The 21345-nt window shown below is 45.3% G+C and carries 16 protein-coding genes; 9 read left to right on the top strand and 7 right to left on the bottom strand.

Annotation, left to right across the window (positions count from 1 at the left end; all coding sequences use genetic code 11):
* Positions 1–506: 506 nt before the first annotated feature.
* The 3 genes from JMX92_RS05075 to JMX92_RS05085 form a co-directional block, all read right to left on the bottom strand.
* Entirely contained in the window at positions 507–710 is a 204-nt protein-coding gene (locus JMX92_RS05075) for a CsbD family protein (protein WP_201544312.1), read from the bottom strand.
* A gap of 1357 nt (positions 711–2067) precedes the next feature.
* On the bottom strand, positions 2068–3732 hold the full coding sequence (locus JMX92_RS05080; RefSeq protein ID WP_201544313.1) for a sensor histidine kinase: 1665 nt from the start codon (positions 3730–3732) through the stop codon (positions 2068–2070).
* Positions 3733–3845: 113 nt separating this feature from the next.
* Positions 3846–4517 (bottom strand): response regulator transcription factor, encoded by a 672-nt coding sequence (locus tag JMX92_RS05085; RefSeq protein ID WP_011959608.1) that lies wholly within the window; start codon positions 4515–4517, stop codon positions 3846–3848.
* A gap of 346 nt (positions 4518–4863) precedes the next feature.
* Between JMX92_RS05085 and JMX92_RS05090 the strand changes: the two genes are divergently transcribed.
* A complete protein-coding gene (locus JMX92_RS05090; RefSeq protein ID WP_110816038.1) occupies positions 4864–5421 on the top strand; it encodes a Spy/CpxP family protein refolding chaperone in 558 nt (185 codons plus the stop codon).
* 152 nt (positions 5422–5573) lie between these two features.
* Here the strand turns inward: JMX92_RS05090 and JMX92_RS05095 are convergent, their stop codons facing one another.
* Positions 5574–6317 carry a YgfZ/GcvT domain-containing protein gene (locus tag JMX92_RS05095; RefSeq protein WP_155586660.1) on the bottom strand — a complete coding sequence of 248 codons (744 nt, stop codon included), beginning with the start codon at positions 6315–6317 and terminating at the stop codon, positions 5574–5576.
* A 245-nt stretch (positions 6318–6562) separates the two neighbouring features.
* Between JMX92_RS05095 and JMX92_RS05100 the strand changes: the two genes are divergently transcribed.
* Positions 6563–6913 carry a zinc ribbon domain-containing protein YjdM gene (locus tag JMX92_RS05100; protein ID WP_011959611.1) on the top strand — a complete coding sequence of 117 codons (351 nt, stop codon included), beginning with the start codon at positions 6563–6565 and terminating at the stop codon, positions 6911–6913.
* A 150-nt stretch (positions 6914–7063) separates the two neighbouring features.
* Here the strand turns inward: JMX92_RS05100 and JMX92_RS05105 are convergent, their stop codons facing one another.
* Positions 7064–7948 (bottom strand): DegV family protein, encoded by an 885-nt coding sequence (locus tag JMX92_RS05105; RefSeq protein WP_201544314.1) that lies wholly within the window; start codon positions 7946–7948, stop codon positions 7064–7066.
* Positions 7949–8272: 324 nt separating this feature from the next.
* On the opposite strand from JMX92_RS05105, the gene ppk2 reads away from it, so the two are divergent.
* A complete protein-coding gene (ppk2, locus tag JMX92_RS05110; RefSeq protein ID WP_011959613.1) occupies positions 8273–9382 on the top strand; it encodes a polyphosphate kinase 2 in 1110 nt (369 codons plus the stop codon).
* A 145-nt stretch (positions 9383–9527) separates the two neighbouring features.
* Here the strand turns inward: ppk2 and JMX92_RS05115 are convergent, their stop codons facing one another.
* A complete protein-coding gene (locus JMX92_RS05115) occupies positions 9528–11351 on the bottom strand; it encodes an amino acid ABC transporter ATP-binding/permease protein (protein WP_201544322.1) in 1824 nt (607 codons plus the stop codon).
* The gene (gene cydD, locus JMX92_RS05120) at positions 11344–13182 is read right to left on the bottom strand and encodes a thiol reductant ABC exporter subunit CydD (protein WP_201544326.1); all 1839 of its coding nucleotides are present in this window, start codon (positions 13180–13182) and stop codon (positions 11344–11346) included. Before cydD ends, JMX92_RS05115 begins: the two co-directional genes overlap by 8 nt.
* A gap of 657 nt (positions 13183–13839) precedes the next feature.
* On the opposite strand from cydD, the gene JMX92_RS05125 reads away from it, so the two are divergent.
* The 6 genes from JMX92_RS05125 to JMX92_RS05150 all read left to right on the top strand — a co-directional run bounded on the left by JMX92_RS05125 (position 13840) and on the right by JMX92_RS05150 (position 20950).
* Positions 13840–15438, top strand: coding sequence for a cytochrome ubiquinol oxidase subunit I (locus tag JMX92_RS05125; protein ID WP_201544327.1), 1599 nt, complete (start codon positions 13840–13842; stop codon positions 15436–15438).
* Complete coding sequence (cydB, locus tag JMX92_RS05130) at positions 15428–16567, top strand: cytochrome d ubiquinol oxidase subunit II (protein ID WP_011959617.1); 1140 nt, start codon at positions 15428–15430, stop codon at positions 16565–16567. Before JMX92_RS05125 ends, cydB begins: the two co-directional genes overlap by 11 nt.
* A gap of 26 nt (positions 16568–16593) precedes the next feature.
* Positions 16594–16749 carry a cytochrome bd-I oxidase subunit CydX gene (gene cydX / locus JMX92_RS05135; protein ID WP_011959618.1) on the top strand — a complete coding sequence of 52 codons (156 nt, stop codon included), beginning with the start codon at positions 16594–16596 and terminating at the stop codon, positions 16747–16749.
* Positions 16750–16963: 214 nt separating this feature from the next.
* Positions 16964–18268, top strand: a complete 1305-nt coding sequence (gene hemL / locus JMX92_RS05140; protein ID WP_110817268.1) for a glutamate-1-semialdehyde 2,1-aminomutase — start codon at positions 16964–16966, stop codon at positions 18266–18268.
* 302 nt (positions 18269–18570) lie between these two features.
* Positions 18571–20091, top strand: a complete 1521-nt coding sequence (gene ppx, locus JMX92_RS05145) for an exopolyphosphatase (protein ID WP_011959620.1) — start codon at positions 18571–18573, stop codon at positions 20089–20091.
* A 52-nt stretch (positions 20092–20143) separates the two neighbouring features.
* Positions 20144–20950 carry an acetyl-CoA carboxylase carboxyltransferase subunit alpha gene (locus JMX92_RS05150; protein WP_201544328.1) on the top strand — a complete coding sequence of 269 codons (807 nt, stop codon included), beginning with the start codon at positions 20144–20146 and terminating at the stop codon, positions 20948–20950.
* Positions 20951–21345 lie beyond the last annotated feature (395 nt).

Here is a 21345-nt window from a genome sequence, read left to right on the forward strand (position 1 = left end):
TATTATGGATAAATCGCTAAGAACAAAATTTGACTTCGGTTAAATTTTCTAATTAGCATCTATGAACAGAGTGTCTAGATTGATACTGTGTCATGGGTTTGGTAAGGATACATACTTTTTACTTTATTCTCATAGGATGTAAGAATTAAGGATAAAAAGGAAAGGAATGATCAGAGCAGGATGCTCACTGGCGTGACCTAATCTAGGATGGAGCAGGTAACAATAGACTGTCAGGATGACAACAAGAAAAGCCGCATAGCGAAAGTTATGCGGCTTTGTTGTTTTTGACCTATATGTATGCTCAGCTTAAAGCTCATTGAGTGCCGTAAGCAGTCCACTTTCAACAGAAAAAACGACCTAAAATAGATCATTTTTTCTCATTCATGGCGATCATACAGCTTGCTGGGAGGCAGATAGCCCCCTTTATTAATTGATGATTATTAATTGATGAAATGATTAATTAATAAAATGCTAACTGGTAAAATTAATGAGTCAATAACCATGACTTAGACGTCGTGCTTAGTACGCCAGTCATGTACTTGCTGCTCAACTTTTTCTTTAGTGTCACTATAACGCTCCTGGATTCTACCTACTAATTTGTCAAAGCTGCCTTCAGCATGGGTCAAATCATCGTCAGTCAGTTCGGCCCACTGTTGTTTGATATTGCCTTTTAGCTGCTTCCATTCGCCTTTAAAGGTATCTTTATTCATGATCGTTCCTTGTTTTTATTAATAAGTTATTAATGAGTTATTATGGGTAAAAAATATGCGATGACTTTTACTTCATATTTTGGCTATATTCAAAAGCCACTATTATTCAAAAGCCACTATTATTCAAAAGCCACTATTATTTAAAAGCCACTATTCAAAAGTCCTAAAAGTCACTAGGTTAAGGTAAGTCTTGTCTTAACCTGCTCAATCATTATGCGCTTTAGTGAGCTATGCTGTGTATCAACTGTGTCTATCATCAGTGGCTTCTTATGAGGTTTTGGTTTCTATTGTGACTTTAGCTGACAATTATGTTGACGCAGACCTTTAAATACCGATGTAAGCATATGCTTACAACACATGACGCTTTGGCGACTTACACTTACCTACGTAATTTGAGACTATAGCTTCACGGCATCAAGGATGATGACTCAAAGGATTGAGTGCTTAACCGCTACCGTATTAAGGATGAAGGTTAACAAGTAAAGACGAGAAATTTATTTCAAGCTTTATAAGTTAAGTAGGGAAACCCAACTTGAGACGAGATAATCACAGGATGTGATATTAAGTTAAGAGTAAATGACGTAAATAGAGCAGGAAGCTCGCTATTATTAACTATTCTAGGATGGGGTAGTCAATAACAGACTGTCAGGATGACAACCAGCGAAAGCCGCATAACGAAAGTTGTGCGGCTTTGTTGTTTTTGCGGCTTTGTTATTTTGATGGATAAATATAATAGATAACCCCAGCTATTGTTTGCGCCCAAAAAAACAAAGCATAAAGATGAGCCGTAGAAAAGTCCAGATAGCTTACATATCTTATTGGCGCTTACCTCTTATTAACTCTGGGTATGAGGCGCGCTTAGCAACAATAAAGCACACAAGAGGGGGAGATAACAGGATAAGGTTGTTAATTTTGTAAGCATAAGCTTACACCACAAAGCGCTTTTTGCGTCTTATGCTACTAAGGTTAATTTGAGACTATAGCTGTACGGCATCAAGGATGGTGACTCAAGGATAGAGTGGTGACATTGTTTGCAATGAAATCTTCCGTACTAAGGATAAATAATTTTCTTCAAGGGTTAATTGGTTTTAGCCATTTAAGATAACAGTCATGAACAAAGCATCTAGGTTGGTGCAGCGTCATGAAGGGGTAAGGACACAACATGACCTATACTGCGCAGGCTTGCAGGGATAGGGCGCATTACCAGAGCAGGATGCTCGCTATGATTAACTATTCTAGGATGGGGTAGCTAATATAGACTGTCAGGAGGACTAACAGCAAAAGCCGCATAGCGAAAGTTATGCGGCTTTGTTGTGTCTACTGCTTTTATTTGTAGCTTTAGCCTACGATTCAAGGGCTACGATTCAAGCGTGCTGTGAATGGGTAAAATGGCCTCAATCACCAGACCGGAGTGTCCATCTTGGCGATTGTAAGCGACCAGTCTGCCTTGATGCGCGATGACAATGGCATGAGCTATTGCCAGACCCAATCCATATCCACTGTATTTTTGCGGCGAATTGACAGACGCTGTGGGCGTTTGACTTAAGCGCTCTCGTGACGCACTAAGGCGCACAAACGGCTGAAAAATGCGTTGTAAATCGGTGTCTGCAACCCCATCACCAGCATCCATCACTTGCAGTTTTATGGCTGGGTTTTTTGTCTTTTCATCGATGATTGACTGCAGCACCACGGTCACAACTGAATTTGGCGCTGTGTGAGTATAGGCATTACGGATAATGTTCTCAAATGCGCTGTGTAGCTGCTCTTGATCACCTAGTAGGGTATAAGCTGTAGCTTGACGGCTGATTGCAGCTGATCGTGATTCATGACTTGAGTCTGATCGATAATTTGAGCTGACAGCCGAGGGCTTAGGGTGTGAGGACGTACTGAGGCCTAAGATAGTGGGTGAAGTTTGCCACTGCCAGGTGACCCCTTTATCTTGAAACTCAAAGCAAACATCTTCTCTTATTTCATCGAGCAGTGCATACAAGTTCACCGGCTGATAGGCTTCAATATCCAAAGCATACTGACGCATCTGTAGTGACTGGATACGAATGATGTGCTCGATAAGCTCATTCATCCGTGCTGACTCTTTTTCGATTCGATCCAAATAATGACTGGCCTCAGGCGCAAAGTCGCGCGTGAGTTCTGTGGCCACCTCTAATCGAGCCAGCGGCGAGCGCAGCTCATGAGATATGTCACTGAGCATCTGCTTACGCGCAAGCTCACTGTCAGCTAGGCGAGTCGATAGCTTAGAGACATCCTTAGCCAGCGCGCCAAGCTCATCATTGCCCAAGTCGGTCAGCTCCTCACCAGCCTTAAATCGGCCTTCACTCATTAAGTGCACCGCCTTTTGTAATCTATGAATACGGCGGGTGAGTGCCTGACTGAGCCAATAACACACTAAAATACTAAACACCAAAATAAGCACCACTCGGATTAAAGTATGGTCCTTACGCAGTGAAGCCAAATCACGCAGCGACAATCGAGGCTGCAGCTGCACGGTGTAAGTTTGACCACTGGCAGAGGTCACGGTAGTGTCTTGAAGCTCTGGGTAATTTAGCACGTCTGCGCTGACCTGCTGCCAAGATGGCTCAGATAAGGGGGGTGGTAATTCTGGAGGTGGTCTGCTATGAGAGTCCCTATCTGGCGGGGAAGGAGAGCCTAAAGGCTCATGCTCAGAGCGAAAGCGGCCAAACTTTGGAAATAAAATTTGTCCTTGTTGATCGATAATACGCATTTGCGCCATGAGCCAGCGCTCGTCACGATACAGTTGGCGTACTGTGTCTAAATCATCCTCGCTTAACGCCGCCATAGTATTTTGACGAGCAACAAGTAAGCGCGCTATCTGTAATTGCATCCGGTTATTGAGCTCTTTGGCATTCATCCAGCGTTCAATACCCACAGACAGGGCTGAGGTCAGCAGCAAGATGGTGAGCATGCTCAAAAAAAGCCGCCAAAATAAGGTTAGGGGCTGGTTAAGCTTATGATGCAAAGGCGGTTTGGTAGTAGAGTTACTCATGAAAACCTACGGATTAAGAGACTAGAGAGCTAAAAACATCAAAAAATAAAAGCAGTGACTTTAGATGTAGGGTGAATGGACGCCAACATAAAGCCGTAACCGGTAGCATAAGATTATAAAACCAGTTGGTAGCCTTTACCGCGCACCGCTTTTATTGGGTCTTCATGATAAGGTTGTAGTTTTTTTCTAAGCCGTGAGACATGCACATCTAGACTTCTATCTAAAGGCTGTAGCTCGCGCTGTAGCACAGTTTGCGACAGCCACTCCTTACTTGCCACATTGCCTTGCTGCTGTAATAAGGCCACCAACAGGTCAAACTCAGTTCCGGTTACTTGCAGCGTCTCGCCATCTACCGTGCAGATACGGTGCACTTGATCCAACTGCAGGCGCTCATGCTCCAGCGGTACAATATCGCTTTGCTGCATAGTGGTGCGTTTGATAACAGCATTGATGCGAGCCAACAACTCACGTGGATTACAAGGCTTGGCAATATAATCATCTGCACCCAGCTCAAGGCCAATGATACGGTCAATTTCATCACCTTTAGCCGTGAGCATAATAACGGGCGTCTGGGTCAGGGTCGGTAATTGACGCAGCACATTTAACCCATCAATCTTGGGCATCATGATGTCTAACACGATTAAATCATAAGGCTGAGATTTTATCTTATTGAGCACCTGCTCCCCGTCATAAGCGCAGTCACAGCGGATACCGTGATTGGTCAAGTACTCCTGTAACAAATCGGTCAGCTCTTTATCGTCATCGCCTAATAAAATATGTGTCATACAAAATTCCTAAAAAGTGAGTCAATAAGCGTCTACAAAAAGAGGCTTGTCTGAGCAAAACCGCAAAATCAGCCTGTGCCTAGAATACTAAACATGGCTCTTAGCACAAGCAAGTGCGATGAGAAGTATTGTTGCAATTGTTACCTTTCTTAAAGTTTCATCAACCTACGTTACGTTGGATTGACTTATTATGGCACACATAGACAGCAGGCCTGCTCTGAGCGACCTGTGTAACCGGCCTATTTAATCACTTATTACGCCAGTTATTTAATGTGTAGCTAACGATGAGCCAAGTGCTCGATATTAAGCTTGGCCCACCAACAAATAGTAAATTATGGAGATTTATATGAAAAAATTCGTACTAGGTTCAGTATTGGCCCTATCAGGTAGTTTGGCAATGGTAGGCTGCACGCAAGCCAGCGCTGTTTCAGAGTCACAAGCCAATCCAGCCACTCAAATGCAGCATAAACAAGGTGGCCATGGTCAGTATAAAGGCCATAAAGGTGGCCACGAAATGGGCCGTATGGGCAAAAAAGGTGCAGGTTTTGAGAAGCTAAACCTAACTGAGCAGCAAAAAGCACAGATGCAGGCTTTAAGAAAAGCACAAATGGAAAAACGTCAAGGTGAGCGTGCACAGCGTCAAGCACAGATGCAGCAGACCCGTGCTCAAACCGAAGCTTTGATTAACAGTCCTACTATCAATGCCACTGCCTTAAACACGCTAGCCGATCGGCAGGCGGCCATCGCTAAGCAGCAGTTCGTTGAGCGCATTCAAGCTCAGCACGCAATGGCACAAATCTTAACCCCTGAACAAAAAGCGACGCTAAAACAGATGCGTGAAGAGCGTCAAGCTAAGTTCAAAAACAAAGCCAAAGGCGAGCACAAAGGCCAAACCGCTCAATAATTAAGGTTAGACAATGGGATTAACTGAGCTCATTGGGTTAATTTTGATACAATCTAGCTAACAAAAAGCGATCCTCGGATCGCTTTTTTTGGTATCTAACCTGAGTCAGCTTAGATCTGATAGCTTGGACAGTGGTCTAAGCAGCGCTTAGCTTAAGCGTCACGTGCCACGCTGGCTTGTAGCGCTGGTGGTAAGTCCAATACGTGTAACTGCTGCGCCTGCTCAAGCTGTTCTGGACGCGCCACTACTAAGGCCTCATAGCCTGAACCATCGGCCAAATCAATGGCATTAACCACTTGAATTTTGTCCAAGCTCTCGCCTGCTTTGGGGGCAGCTCCTGTGCCTTTTACTCGGTGCAAGAAGGCTTTTGGCGCCGCTTTAAAGTAAATACGGGCGATGACCTCTTGGCCCAAATAACAGCCTTTGTCATAGTCTACGCCGCCACGCTGATGCAAGCGTAGCTCTTGCGGCTGAAATAACGTCTGAGTTGCCTCAGTAATCCAGTAGTTACCAGTAGCGATACTGGCAGACATCCAATCGGTCATGTTCTGCTCATCAGCGTTTTCGCTAAAGGTGGGCTGTGCTTGTCCTGCTTCATCCACCACATAGGGATAGATGTCGATGGGCTCTGATATAGTAAATTTAGAGAAGGCACCAAATTTTTTTAGGTGCGCCTGAAGCGGTGCTAAGCAATCACTGCTGATGACGATATCAAATTGTTTGTCATCTTGTTTTTTTATCCAAAGTCCAAATTCAATGCGGCCTTTGAGATTGGCGATGGCCGCCGGCTGATAGCTTGCAGTGAGCCTATTAACGTTTACCGTGATCTGGCCTTGAAGAAATTTTGCAGCATCATCACCTTGTAGCGTGATTTGCTTAAAGCTTAAGTTACTCATAACTCTATCCTTTTTAGTAGATGTCTTATTTAGTGAACTGGATTTAATAGATATTTTGTTTGAGGTTTATTCAGCTGTGTACTGGCATCTTTTATTATAAGCGGTTTAATGGGTAATGACAGTTTAGGGTATTGAGAGATTAATTTTGGCAACGCTGAGATATTTCAACAGCTGTTTGAGCAAAATTTTGTGGTTTGCGCTACAATACTAAGCGAAATTAATTCAATGATTCAAATGAGGATAAAATGAGCTTACCTAATTGCCCTAATTGTGATTCTGATTTAACGTATGAAGATGGCGCTTTATTGGTGTGTCCTATGTGTGCCCATGAATGGACAGCTGCCGAAGCAGACGGTACCAGTGCAGAGACTGAAAACGTTATCCGTGATGCCGTAGGTAATGAGCTACAAGATGGCGACGCTGTAACTGTTATCAAGGACTTAAAGGTAAAAGGGTCATCGACACCGCTTAAAGTGGGAACCAAAGTAAAAAGTATTCGTCTCATCCATGACGCGCCTGATGATCATGACATCGACTGCAAAGTAGAGGGCTTTGGTCAAATGAAGCTTAAGTCATCTGTGGTGAAAAAAGCCTAGTCTTAACTGCCTTATCGTGTCATGACAGGCACCGATACTTATACCCTCAAAAAACCTCGTTACGATGAACTGACCCCCAAATCTTGGACGGTTTAGTTGATCTTGGCGAGGTTTTTTAGTTGTCGTATCTGATTGTCTAGCGTTACAAGCTTAAAATTTAGCAAACAACTTGGCAGCAGAGGGCACATCGCCTTCAAAGACACACAGGCCTAAGCCGCTAGGGCCATGATTGGCTAAGGATATGGCGGATACTGGCAATACCGCAATGTCTGTCACGCCTGTTTTTTGCTTGAGCATCGCAATAAAACGGCTATCTAAATCGGGTCGTCCGGCGCTTATGACATAAGCGAAAGAATCGGCGCGCGGTATCACGTTTTCAAACTGGTTGACCATATATTCAAAGGCTTTGTCTATTTTGCGGATTTTGCTAATCGGCACCACATCACCTGCATCAGAGACTTGCAACACCGGCTTGATGCTAAATAAATTGGCAAAAAATCCTGCTGTGGTAGACACCTTTTTGTTTTTTATTAAGTAGGATAAATCATCGGCAGCAAATAGCATATGATGGCTGCGGCGTAGGGCATCTAAGCGTGAGGCGATGTCTTGCATAGCATAGTTTTGCTGCATCAAATAATCTGCTTCTAAGGCAAGTAGCGCTTCACACGCATTCAAATCCTTAGTGTCATAGACGTAGATGTCCATGCTGTCTTTAAAGCTTTGGGCGACCTCACTGATAATCTGATAGCTGTCACTAACCTGTGATGATAAGGTGGTGATAAACACCTCCTTTACGCCTTTATTCTGTAAGCCGCTTAGCATCATAGCCACTTCATGCGCAGGCGCTGGAGAGGTGTGTACTGGGGAATGGCTCACCTCATTCATAAGATGCTGCAAGCGCTCGCTACTGATATTTTTTCCATCAATAAATTCAACATTATTGACGTGTATGCGTAACCGAATAAGCTCAATGTTATGTTTGATATCCATATCATCAAGCCCAGAGGAGGATGTGCTTAAAACAATGCGACTCATAGGGCACCTAGTATTTCCATAATCGAGATAAAGCGCTCATTGCTTTGGATTATAGAGGGTTAAATTCAGTTCGCATAGAGGCAACACCAAGCAGCCATACTCATTATCAGCATTTCATTGGCTTCTAGCTGCTTAACGACGCTATGTTAGCGGTTAAAATTTAGCTTAATAGTTTAAACCATAAAATTTTTAAGGGTTTAGTTGAGGTAAGCATAAAACATGTAATGAGTAGTAGGATTTGATAATAGCTACTATAAATACTTGCTATAATAATTAAATAAAACTATGTAATGTTTTTTTTAAAGCTAACAGCAAGGGGCGACTATGTCAAAAAAAAGTAATAAGTCTGAGAAAATTAGCGACGCTTATGTGACCAATCCCAAAAAGATTGAAAAGTATGAAACCCAAAAGAAAAAAGACAGCTCACGTATAAAGACCAAAGAAGTCATTGATCAGGTACTGCTAAAACAACTAGCAGAGGGCAATATCGAGGCGATATCAGATCGCATTCAATCGCTCATTCATGATGCTTCTCCAGATGACCTAGAAAAGCTAAAAAATCTATTTGCCAATCATGCGTTGGCCAATGCTGTCAAAACAGGCACCAAAAGAGACGATGAGTTATCTGATAACTGGCGTGAAGGCGGCTATCCTTATAAAAACCGCTTATCGCGTAAAAACTACGAAAAACAAAAGTATCACCTGCAAGTTGAGCTCTTAAAGCTACAAAAATGGGTGCGTGAAAATGACAAAAAAGTGGTCATTATCTTTGAGGGGCGTGATGCGGCCGGTAAAGGCGGCTCTATCAAGCGCTTTATGGAGCATTTAAACCCTCGTAGCTCACGAGTTGTGGCGCTAGAAAAACCCACCGAGCGTGAGATGGGGCAGTGGTACTTCCAGCGCTATGTGCAGCATTTGCCCTCAGCTGGAGAGATGGTGTTCTTCGACCGCTCATGGTACAACCGCGCTGGCGTTGAGCGGGTAATGGGCTTTTGTACGGAAGAAGAGTACGCTACTTTTATGCGCCAAACTCCTGAGTTTGAGAAACACTTAATTGACTCGGGCATTCATTTAATCAAGTTTTGGTTCTCAGTGAGCCGTGATGAGCAGCGTCGCCGCTTTGCTCAGCGTGAAGCGCATCCCTTAAAGCAGTGGAAGTTATCTCCCATTGATTTGGCTTCCCTAGATAAATGGGATGAATACACTTTGGCTAAAGAAGCCATGTTCTATAATACTGACACCGCAGAATCCCCTTGGATTGTCATCAAGTCAGATTGTAAAAAACGTGCCCGTCTTAATGCCATGCGCTATGTGTTAAATAGACTTCCCTACGATGGCAGAGACAAGAGTCAGGTGGGGAATGTTGATCCGCTTATTGTCGGTCGTGCAGGTGCATTATATGAATTGGGAGAAAAATCGGACCTAGAGATTTAACACAAATTGGTAGAAGTCCCACCACCTTACAGGTGGTGGGATGAAGGCCATAAGATAAATATGATAAATACGATAGATACGATAAAAGATTAAATTCGCCCCGTATCTGAGTCAACATAGCAATTGGCCAAGCCCAGCAGCTGGCTTAAAGTTGGGTCTCAGGTAGGCTGATGCTGTCACAGAGCCCCATATCCCACTGATGATGGCTGACCACAATAAGTAGGTTTTGCTGTTGATGCTCACGCACGTTTTGCCACAGCTGTGCTCTGGTAGGCGCATCAAGACCTGCAAAAGGCTCATCTAATAATAGTACGCGGCGCGACTTTAACAGCAGACGCGCTAAAGCAATGCGGCGTGCTTGCCCGCCTGAGATGGCGGCACCATATTCGCCCAAAGCAGTGTCCAGCCCTTGTGGCTGCGCTTGTAGCCAGCCCAGTAGCCCCACCTTATCTAAGGCGGCGATTAGCTCTTCATCACTGGCTTCAGGTTTGCCTAGGCGCAGGTTGGCCGCCAAGCTTTGATCAAAGATATCAAGCTGCTGTCCTAAGTAGCCTAGTTGGTCTTGCCAGTCATACTCAAACCAGTTTTTACCATTTAACTGAATCTCACCTGACTGCAGCGGCAGCTCACCAGCTAAGGCCTGCAGCAGGGTCGATTTACCACAGCCAGAAGGGCCTTTGATAATCAACGGCGTACCTGAGTTGACCGTCACACTCACCTCTTTTGCCCCGACTAACGCCCCTTCAATCTTTGCTGAGACATAAATCAGCTCAGCTTGTAACGGTGCTTGCGGTAAGCGGTGCAGCGGCTTGGGTGCAGAGGTAGATACCGTGTCAGCGTCAGTGCCAGTGTCAGTGTCAGTGTTAGCGCCAGCTTGGCCAGCTTGATTGGGGGTAGGGATCGGCCTTGAGCTTGATAACAAATCATTTAGCCGGTCTTTGGCAGCGATACTATTGCCTAAAGCCAAATAATGCTGACCCAGCGGCACGACAATCTCTTGAATACCGAGCAGCCCCAAGGTCACTGCCAATACCAATGGCACTTCAATCACCGATTGCAGCTTAGGCAGCAAGGTTGTCTCAGAGCCGCCTTGAGTGACGCTATAGATGGCGAACAATACGGTCAGCACTGCCAAATAAAACAGCCACTGAATCAGTAGCATATAAACAGAGCGGCGCTTTTGGGCTTGCCATTGTAGTTTTTGAAGCTGATTGTCTTGTGCCACATAGCCTTGAGTTTGCGTCTGCCACTGCTGCCAAAGTAGCAGCTGGGTGATAATGGCCAGCGGCGATAGCAGCTGCTGGCGACGTGCTTCAGAGACTTGAGATAACTGCTTGGCCTGAGCGATGCCGTTATAACTGGCCAGTAAGGCAATCACTAGGCTTAAAGCCAGCAGCACATAAATAATGAGCTTAAAGCTTGACGCAATCGGAAGTGCCCAGCCTATAAAAACTCCCAATAGCAATACGCTTAAGCCGCCAATCAGCCAAGGCGAGATAACGCGTAAGATAAATTCGTCCAACTTATCGATGTCGCTGACCAATCGGTGCATATATTGTGAGGCTTGTAGGGCACTGCGCTGCTGAGTAAGCGGTAGTGCAGCTAAGCGGTTAAAAAAGCGAAGGCGCAGCGTTTTTAATAAATCAAACACCGCATGGTGTGACACCATCAGCTCGCCATAGCGCCCAGCGGTACGTGCCATGGCCAGCATTCGGATAATGCCGGCCGGTAGCATATAATTAAAGCTGTGCGAGCCGACTGCAATCATTCCGGCCAGCGCCGCACCCGTAATAAACCACCCAGAGATCATCAGCAGCGCTATCATAGATAATGCAGTGATCAGCCCTAAGCCCCAAGAGATGAGCCATAAGTCAAACGAGGGCTTGAACATATCTCGAAGACGAAAAGCAGGGGTGTGGCGGGCTGCGCTATCAAGCTCGCTGTGTGAGCGCATCGGATGTTTACTCATGGTCTGCTCCTTGTGCCACACTTGCTGTAACCGGAGCGCTGATGGCAATCACCTTATCCAGCCAAGGCAGCTGTTCTTTGGCGTGGGTGACCCAAATCACCGTTTTACCGAGGCTCACCTGCTGCAAAAGCTGATGAATACGCTGCGCCGTATCAGGATCTAGATGTTCGGTAGGCTCATCAAGCAGCCACAAGCTGTCGTTTCTTAATAACAACTGAGCGATGCCCAGCCGCTGCTGTTGTCCCCCAGATAATCCCTGTCCTCGCTCGCCTAACAAGGTGTCCATGCCTTGTGGTAGTCGTTCAATTAATGACCACAGCTCAACTTGTTTGAGTACTTCAATCAACTGAGCATCGCTGGCATCAGGATTGGCAAGACGTAGATTCTGAGCAATGCTTAGCGGCATCAGCGCCACTTGCTGAGCCAAATACCCAAGCTTCTGGCGTAACTGCTCCGGCGGGATGTGCTGTAAGTTTTGACTAAAATTCTCAGCAGCATTATAAAGGGTGATATTACCTTGGTAGCTGACAAAGCCCATCAAAGCCTGTAACAGGCTTGACTTACCGCTGCCGCTTTCACCCACTAAGGCCACGCGCGCTCCCGGCTCTATCTCTACCGTTAACGGCGCCAGACGGCTGCGATATACAGCAGCCGTACAGTCATTATCAGCTAAGGGCGCTGAATCCTCCTGTGGCGCTTGGATATCCACCACCGCTGTCTGAATACTAACCTTACTTAACTGTAGGCCAAAGCTTTGCGGTAATGTCGTGGTAGAAGTAGGGTGTGTGTTTGGCTGTTGAGGGATAACGACAGCATTGGCAGATTCGGCCGCGTTAATAATAGGCAGCAAGCTTTGGACAGCGCCTTCTGCTTCAGCTTTGGCGTGATAGTCTGCGCCCAATTGACGCAGCGGTACATAAAACTCAGGTGCCAGCAGCAAGATGAATAAGGCACCGAAGTAAGGTACTGGCACATCACCTTTATCCCACGGCAAAATGCCCATTAGCCCAAAGCCTAAATAGACCGCGACCAAGGCAATGCTGAGCGCTGCCAAAAGCTCAAGCACCGCCCCATTTAAAAAGGCAATCTTTAACACATCCATGGTGCGGCGGCGATAGTCTTCGCTGCTTACAGCCAAATCATGCTCAGCGATAGGTGTCGCTTGTAGCCGCTTAAGGGTGGGCATACCGCGGATCCAGTCCAAAAACCGGCCGCTTAATTGCGACAGGGCGCCAAACTGAGCGGCGCTTTTGCGGGCAGTTAAATGGCCAATTAAAATCATAAATATAGGCACTAAAGGCGCGGTCATCAATAATAAGGCTGCGGCAAATTTGCTTTGCCAAGCCACAGCGACAAGCAAGATAAGTGGGGTGCTGACCGTGACTTGTTTTTGGACACTAAAGCGGCTGATAAATCCATCTAAGGCATCGGTTTGATCAATGATTTGGCTAGAGAGGCTGCCATCACTGCCGAAGTGGCGCAGATTGGGTCCAAGTTTGGCCATAGTGATAAGTAGCGAGCTGCGTAAATCACTGCGCACTTGTAAGCTTGCCTGAGTGCTGAGCAGCTCACGGCCAGTATTGAGCAGTGGGCGCAGGGCAAAGCAGATGATCAGCCCCACAAACCAGCTGCCCGACACCCCGCTTGATAACGGCACTTGATTAAAATAGTTGCTCAACCAATGGCTAAATAAACTGGCCAATAACCACGCTTGCCACACAAATAATAAGCTGCTAATAACCGTCAGCAGCCACGCCATCGTTAACGGGCGACGCACTGTATTTACCAGCTTTTTTAAAAAGTCTTTTTCGGCAGTAGAAAGTGTTGCCATAGTGTCATCAATCTTAGGTAAGAAAACAGAAAGTTACTAAATACAAAACATAAAAGAGAAGGGCGTAAATTAGGTATAACATTTACCAATTATTGTAAGCTTACTGCAATCAAAAGCAAATGTAGCCACTGTGTGCTAATGTATCTAAGTTATTGATAATATAAGAGTGTAGAAAATTTAATAATTATTAGCCGAATTCGCAGATACATAAAAGGCCAAACCAGCCCTAGCGAAACATTATATAATTATGTATTATATCCCCAGATTAATTCCATAATTAAAATATGGTTTTCAAAGAATGAGCCGTTCAGCTCATTGTCTGGCCAACAATCAAGTTAAGTTTCTTAAATAGTATTGATAAATATATTTTATCAGTACCCAAGCTGTATAGGCGTATAGTGTAGTAAAAGGTTTGCCTGTTTACCATTTGAGTTTAGTAAGGTGAGTGGGTAATGTTTTAGTATTTTCCTGACATCTAACGATTCTGAAAGATGTTAAAAATTATGGGTAACGCAGGATTGATCACTCAGTTGGTTTTTAGTGCATAGTAGGATGAGTAATTAGGGCGGATGAGCAAGGATGTGAGTGGACAGTGGGCCCTATGTTGTGCAGCTCAAATGATGGTGTGAATTAGTCCTTCTTTTTAGGAGGTTTGGTATGATTACTGAACATCTCGTTGATATATCCCGCTTGCAATTTGCGGTAACAGCGCTTTACCACTTTTTATTTGTTCCGTTAACCTTGGGTATGGTTTGGATTCTGGTGATTATGGAGTCCGTCTATGTCACAACCGGTAATCCAATCTGGAAGGACATGACTAAATACTGGGGAAAGCTCTTTGGTATTAACTTCGCTTTAGGGGTGACCACAGGGATTACCATGGAGTTCCAGTTCGGGACCAACTGGGCCTATTATTCTCATTACGTTGGGGACATCTTCGGTGCGCCACTGGCCATTGAGGGTCTTATGGCCTTCTTCTTAGAATCTACCATGGTGGGCCTATTTTTCTTCGGTTGGGATAGACTCTCGCGCGCTCAGCATTTGATTGTCACTATGCTAATGGCACTTGGTACCAACTTGTCTGCGCTGTGGATCTTGATTGCCAACGGCTGGATGCAAAGCCCTGTAGGCGCATCATTTAGCTACGAAACCATGCGTATGGAGATGGACAGCTTCGCAACCATCTTATTTAACCCTGATGCCCAAAACAAATTCGTACATACGGTATCAGCCGGTTATGTCACCGCCTCTATGTTCGTTTTATCCATCTCAGCTTTATACCTACTACGCAAACGTGACGTGCCTTTTGCCAAGCGTAGCTTTCAGGTAGCCTCAGCCTTTGGTATGGCTTCAATCTTAAGTGTTATCGTGTTGGGTGATGAATCAGGCTACTCTATTGGCGCCGCTCAGCAAACTAAGATGGCGACCATTGAAGCCATGTGGCACACCGAGCCTGCCCCTGCGTCCTTTAACCTGATTGCAGGTATTAATGAAAAAGAGCAAAAAAACGATTGGCAAATCCAAATTCCTTATGCCATGGGCATTATCGGTACGCGATCTTTAGATAAAGAAATCCCAGGTATTCATGAGATTAAAGAGGTCAACCGAGGCCGCATTATGAATGGGATGCAGGCAGTGGACTTACTTGAGCAGCTACGTGAAAATCCACAAGATGCCGCCTTAAAGACCCAGTTTGAAGCGGTAAAAGAAGACCTAGGCTTTGGCTTATTGCTTAAAAAATACACCGAAGATGTCACTCAAGCTACCCCTGATATGATCCAAAAAGCGGTGGATGACACCATTCCAGCGGTGAAGCCTATGTTCTGGTCATTCCGTGGTATGGTGGGGCTAGGCTTCTTGATGCTGGCGTTATTTGCAGTGAGTATGTGGCATACCATTAAAGGCAACTTTGCAGAAAAAACTTGGCTATTAAGGTGGGCGGTAATTATGTTGCCTGCACCTTGGATTGCCATTGAGCTTGGTTGGTTCGTGGCCGAGTATGGCCGTCAGCCTTGGACTATTTATGGGGTACTTCCGACCTATTTATCAGTAACTAACTTCAGTGTGGCCAACGTTTATGGCTCATTGGCAGGCTTTGTTGGTTTTTATACCATCTTGCTAATTATCGAAGTCTATCTGATGGTGAAGTATGTCAAATTAGGCCCAGCCAGTTTAGGCACCGGCCGTTATGATGGGGAAACCCCACGTAATGTGACCCCAGTGCATAGCAATAAGGAGGTCAACGATGTTATTTGATTATGCAACTTTAAAATTAATCTGGTGGCTATTGGTTGGCGTATTGCTTATCGGCTTTGCCATTATGGATGGTCACGACATGGGCGTAGGCTCCTTACTGCCTTTCGTTGGTAAAAACGATGACGAGCGCCGTGTGGTAATTAACAGTATCGGTGCTCACTGGGAAGGCAACCAAGTGTGGTTTATTACCGCCGGTGGTGCGCTGTTTGCCGCTTGGCCTATGGTTTATGCTTTAGCCTTTAGTGGGTTTTATTGGGCGATGATGGCGGTACTTTGGGCGCTGTTCTTCCGTCCTGTGGGCTTTAAATACCGCAACTTGGTCAAGGATCAAAGATGGCGTAATGCTTGGGACTGGGGTCTGTTTGTCGGCTCGTTTGTGCCAGCAGTGGTCTTTGGTGTGGCCTTTGGTAACTTATTCTTAGGCGTGCCTTTTAGCTTCGATCAAATGATGCGCTCTACCTACACAGGTAGCTTCTTCCAGCTATTAAACCCCTTTGCTTTATTGTGTGGTCTGGTCAGTGTGACCCTATTAATCATGCAAGGCGGCGCATATTTGGCACACCGTACCGAAGGCGTTATCCAAGATCGCACGGTCAAATACGCGATGATTTCAGCGATAGTCATGGTGGTGTTGTTCGTGGGTGCAGGCGTGTGGATCCAATCTATTGATGGCTACGCGATTACCTCTCAGATTGATCCAGCTGCTTTGGCCAATCCTTTGACCAAAGAGGTGGTGGTACAGCCGGGTGCATGGATGGCAAACTATGCAAAATACCCAATGGCTTGGGCTTTCCCAGCACTGGGTATCATTATGCCACTATTGACCGCTGTGCTCTTAAAAGCGCGTAAGACATTGACCGCTTTTGTTACCTCAAGCTTGGCCATTGTTGGGGTTATCATGACCGCAGGCGTCTCACTATTTCCGTTTATCATGCCATCATCGACTGCCCCCAATGCCAGCTTAACCATCTGGGACAGTGTCTCAAGTCACTTAACGTTAATGGTGATGTTGTATGTCGTGGTGCTGCTACTGCCCATAGTGGTGTTCTATACCAGCTGGGCGTATAGCGTGATGCGCGGTAAAGTAACTGTGGCCTATATTCGCGAAAACGATCACACTTCGTACTAAGCTATCTACTTATCTAGGAGAAAATTATGTGGTATTTTGCATGGATATTAGGGCTTGGATTCGCTGTGTTATTGGCGATTGTCAATGCCGTTTGGCTTGAGCATGAGCAAGGCCGCCTTGACTCTTATAAACCCAAGCCTAAACCGAGTGAAAACCCAAATTTGAACAAAACGCTTAAATAGGCGCTAAGCTCAAATAAAGGTTAAATCGACAAAGATACAAAGTGGGCTCATCAGAGCTCACTTTTTTTTGTTAAGATAGTCGACATAAGTATTGATGCCCTTTTTTTCACCCCTGTTTTTAGAACCCGTAACCTTTAAAATCAAAAAAGATAATAAGGTTTTTTTATCCATAAAATTAAGAGTGACTGTGATGAGTGAGACTATGAATATAAAAATGAGTACAAAGAACGAACAACTTTTTTTGCAAGCCAAAAAACACATTCCAGGTGGGGTAAACTCTCCTGTGCGCGCTTTCGCTGGCGTTGGCGGCACACCAGTATTTATGCACAAAGCAGCGGGTAGCAAAATCTATGATACCGAAGACAATGAGTATATTGATTATGTCGGCTCATGGGGCCCTATGATCTTGGGTCATGCCCATCCTAAAGTGATTGAAGCGGTAAAAGCTGCGGCCGATGATGGTCTAAGCTTTGGTACCCCAACCACGTTTGAGACCTCAGTGGCGGACATCATTTGTGATATCGTTCCAAGCGTTGAGATGATTCGTATGACCAGCTCTGGCACAGAGGCCACCATGAGTGCCATTCGTTTGGCTCGTGGCTACACTGGCCGTGACAAGATTGTTAAATTTGAGGGCTGTTATCATGGTCACTCAGACAGCCTATTGGTAAAAGCGGGCTCTGGCATGTTAGATATTGGCGAGCCTACCTCACAAGGGGTGCCTGCAGACTTTGCCAAGCACACCATCACCTTGCCATACAATGACCCACAAGCGATTAAAGACTGCTTTGAGAAATGGGGTGATGAGATTGCCTGTGTGATTGTTGAGCCTATTGCGGGTAACATGAACATGATCGTACCGAGTCAAGAATTCCACGATACTTTACGTGCGCAGTGTACTCAAGGCGGCGCTGTGCTGATTTTTGATGAAGTAATGACGGGCTTTCGCGTGGGACTAAAAGGCGCGCAAGCACACTTTGGTATTGAGCCAGATTTAACCTGTTTTGGTAAAATCATCGGTGCTGGCCTGCCAGTAGGTGCCTTTGGCGGTAAGCGTGAAATCATGGAGTGCATAGCACCTATGGGCGGCGTGTATCAAGCAGGTACGCTGTCAGGCAACCCATTGGCGATGCGTGCCGGTATCGCTATGTTTGAAGATTTAACTGTGGAAGGCTTCTATGAGGGCGTGGCTGATAAAGTCACTTATCTGGTAGAGGGTATCCAAGCCGCGGCACACAAGCATGGCATCAAGCTACGCTCAACTAAGCTTGGCGGTATGTTTGGCCTGTTCTTCGTCAAAGATGAGGCCACGGGTGTTCCCCAAAACTTCGATGAGGTGACCGCTTGTGATATGGATAAATTTAACACCTTCTTCCATGGTATGTTAGATCGTGGTATTTATCTGGCACCATCGGCTTATGAAGTGGGCTTTATGTCTTCAAAACACACGACCGAAGACTTAGATGCGACCATCAAAGCCGCTGATGACGTGTTCGCTGAGATGTCAGCTGCGTCATAAATCGCTGATGCGCTGTTGGGCCTTTTTTGTTCTAGTCACTTGCATGTTTTTTGCGGATTGGAATAAAAAAGGCCTTTTTTTTAAAGCGGTAATATGAGCTTTGAAAAAAGGATTTTTGCTTAAATGTAAATGGACTTGGCCAATTATATTAAGACTTTGGTAGAATGGGGCAAGGCTTCGTTCTAGATTGGTATAATTGGCCCATAGCGCTGATTTAAAACTGCCAAAATAGGGCATGATTTAATTCAAAAATAGCCACTAACTTTTAATCGTTGCATTCACTTAAGGTAAGACACCCGCCTATGCCAAATAACTTTTTAGCGAATGATGAACTCATGGCGGCCATTGATATTGGCTCAAACAGCTTTCACCTTGCTATTGCTCGCTTAGATCATGGAGAGGTGCGCAAAATTGCCTCTATGTCTGAAAAAGTGCAATTGGCTGCCGGCCTGGATAAAAATAAAATCTTGAGCGAAGACGCTCAGCAGCGTGGACTAGAGTGCTTGGCCAGGTTTATGGGGCGGCTCGATTCAGTATCGCCTGATAGACTGCGTATTGTCGCCACCAACGCCTTGCGTCAGGCCAAAAACGCTGATGAATTTATCCGCCGTGCCAATGAAATCTTGCCAAAGCCCATTGAAATCATTGCTGGACGAGAAGAGGCACGCTTGATCTATTTGGGTGTGTCGCACACCAATGCCAGTAGTGATAAGCGCTTGGTCATTGATATCGGTGGGGGCTCAACTGAGTTTATCATTGGTCAAGAGTTCGATCCGTTATTGACCGAAAGTCTACAAATGGGCTGTGTGGCCTATACCCAGTGGTTCTTTGAGTCTGGCGATATTACTGAAAGCGCTTTTCAAGAAGCCATAGCCGATGCGCGCAAAGAGATTTTACGCATTAGCACCACCTATCAAAGAACCGGCTGGACCAGTGTGGTGGGCTCAAGCGGTACGATTAAAGCTGTGCGTAATGTGTTGGTCTCTCAAGGTTGGTCGGATGAGCAAGAGCGCATTACCTACCAAGGTGTGAAAAACCTACAAAAGCATTTACTAAAAATTGGCCGTGTAGAAGACATTGATTTAGAAGGGGTAAAAGAGCACCGTAAAGCAGTATTCCCTGCTGGTGTGGCGGTGCTGCGTGCGGCGATGAAGGTGCTGGGTATTGAAACCATTGCCTACTCAGATGGGGCGCTGCGTGAAGGGGTGATGTATGATATGCTCGGCCGCTTCGCTAGTGAAGATGTGCGTGATCGCAGTGTACAGGCATTAATTGAGCGCTATTCTGTTGATAAAAGACAAGCTCAGCGCGTGGTGAAAAGCTGTGAGAACCTCTATGATCAGACCCATGACGCTTTAGGGCTAAGCGGCGAAGACAATGACCTGCTGCGCCGCACCGCTTATTTACATGAGATTGGTCTGGCAATCAGTCATAGCGGCTATCATCATCACAGCGCCTATTTGCTGCTGCATTCAGATATTCCTGGATTCTCCCAAGTGGATCAAGGCCGAATGTCACAGTTGGCACGCAATCACAGACGCAAACTAAAAACCGAAAATTTTGAACAAGCGCTGGAAGTAGGGGGCCCGAGTTTGGTATATTTGTGCCTCTTATTAAGGCTGGCCGTGTTGGTACATCGTAGCCGTAATGATCTAGATAAAAGTGCGCTCAAACTGACAGTTATTGATAAAAATCACTGGCAAGTTAGTGTAGAATCGGACTCCGAAGATTATGCGTTACTGGTATTTGATCTAAAAGACGATATTGATCAATTTAAGAAGTGGGGCGTTGAGCTTAGTGTGACTTGTGCTGGCGCCTACTAATCCATCAAACATCACACTATAAAATAATATAATTATAATTTAAGGATAAATCATGAGTTCTGTTTGGGAAAGTGTTGGACTGGCAAGGCATGCAAAGCGCCCGCTATTTTTAGACTATGTGAGTCAGCTATTTACTGAGTTTGATGAGCTGCATGGCGACCGCGCTTTTGCTGATGATAGAGCCGTTATAGGCGGGCTGGCCCGTTTTAATGGTGAGCCGGTATTAATTATCGGTCAACATCGAGGTCGCAGCACCCGTGAGCGTATCGCCCACAACTTCGGCATGGCCTATCCTGAAGGCTATCGTAAGGCCATTCGCTTAGTCAAGCTTGCTGAGCGCTTCAACCTACCCGTAATGACCTTTATCGATACCCAAGGTGCTTATCCGGGTGTAGGTGCTGAAGAGCGCGGTCAGGCTCAGGCCATTGCCGAGAGTATTGCTACTTTTAGTAGTCTAAAGACGCCAATTATTGTCACCATTATTGGTGAAGGTGGCTCAGGTGGTGCACTGGCTATCGGTGTGGGTGATAAGGTGAATATGCTTGAGCACAGTATTTACTCGGTCATCTCACCAGAGGGCTGTGCTTCTATTTTATGGAAAACTGCCGAAAAAGCCCGTGAAGCTTCTGAAGCACTGAAGCTCAATGCAAGTAACTTGTATAATATGGGCTTGATTGATGCCATTATTCCAGAAGGGGAAGGCGCGCATGTTGATGCCAAACCAGTTATGGAAAAATTACAAAAACTGCTTACTGAGCAGTTAGCAGAGCTAAAACAGCTAGACAGTGTTAGCTTAGTTGAGCAGCGTTATCAGCGTTTAAAAGGCTTTGACTCTACTTTAAATTTAGTAGAAGGCTAAATTAACTGACGCCGTTTGATGCCAGCCCATCTGCTTAAGCGAAAGTGAGGTCACAGGCTTTTTTACGGCATTAATATTAGGGTATTAATATCATTAGGGTATTAATATATAGTTAGATGCGTTAAGACAGGCTTAGGCCTGTCTTTTTTTTGCCTAAAAACCCGTGTTAGAGTAATAAATATAACGGTCTAGGTTATATTTTTAAAATTTTTTTAAATTTAATCGGTATTATTTTAAGTTATTTTAAAATAAAGCTTGCTTAACGGTTCTAATCCACCTATACTGCAGTCCTGCTTGAGAGAAGCCCACAACAAATCATTACCTCGTAGTATTAGCATTAATCCTCCGTTTTAAGATTTACCGTAGTTGCTCAGAGCGTTACCGACCAAATTGGT

This window comes from Psychrobacter sp. H7-1 (assembly GCF_904846585.1).
GTDB classification, from domain to species: Bacteria; Pseudomonadota; Gammaproteobacteria; order Pseudomonadales; family Moraxellaceae; genus Psychrobacter; species Psychrobacter raelei.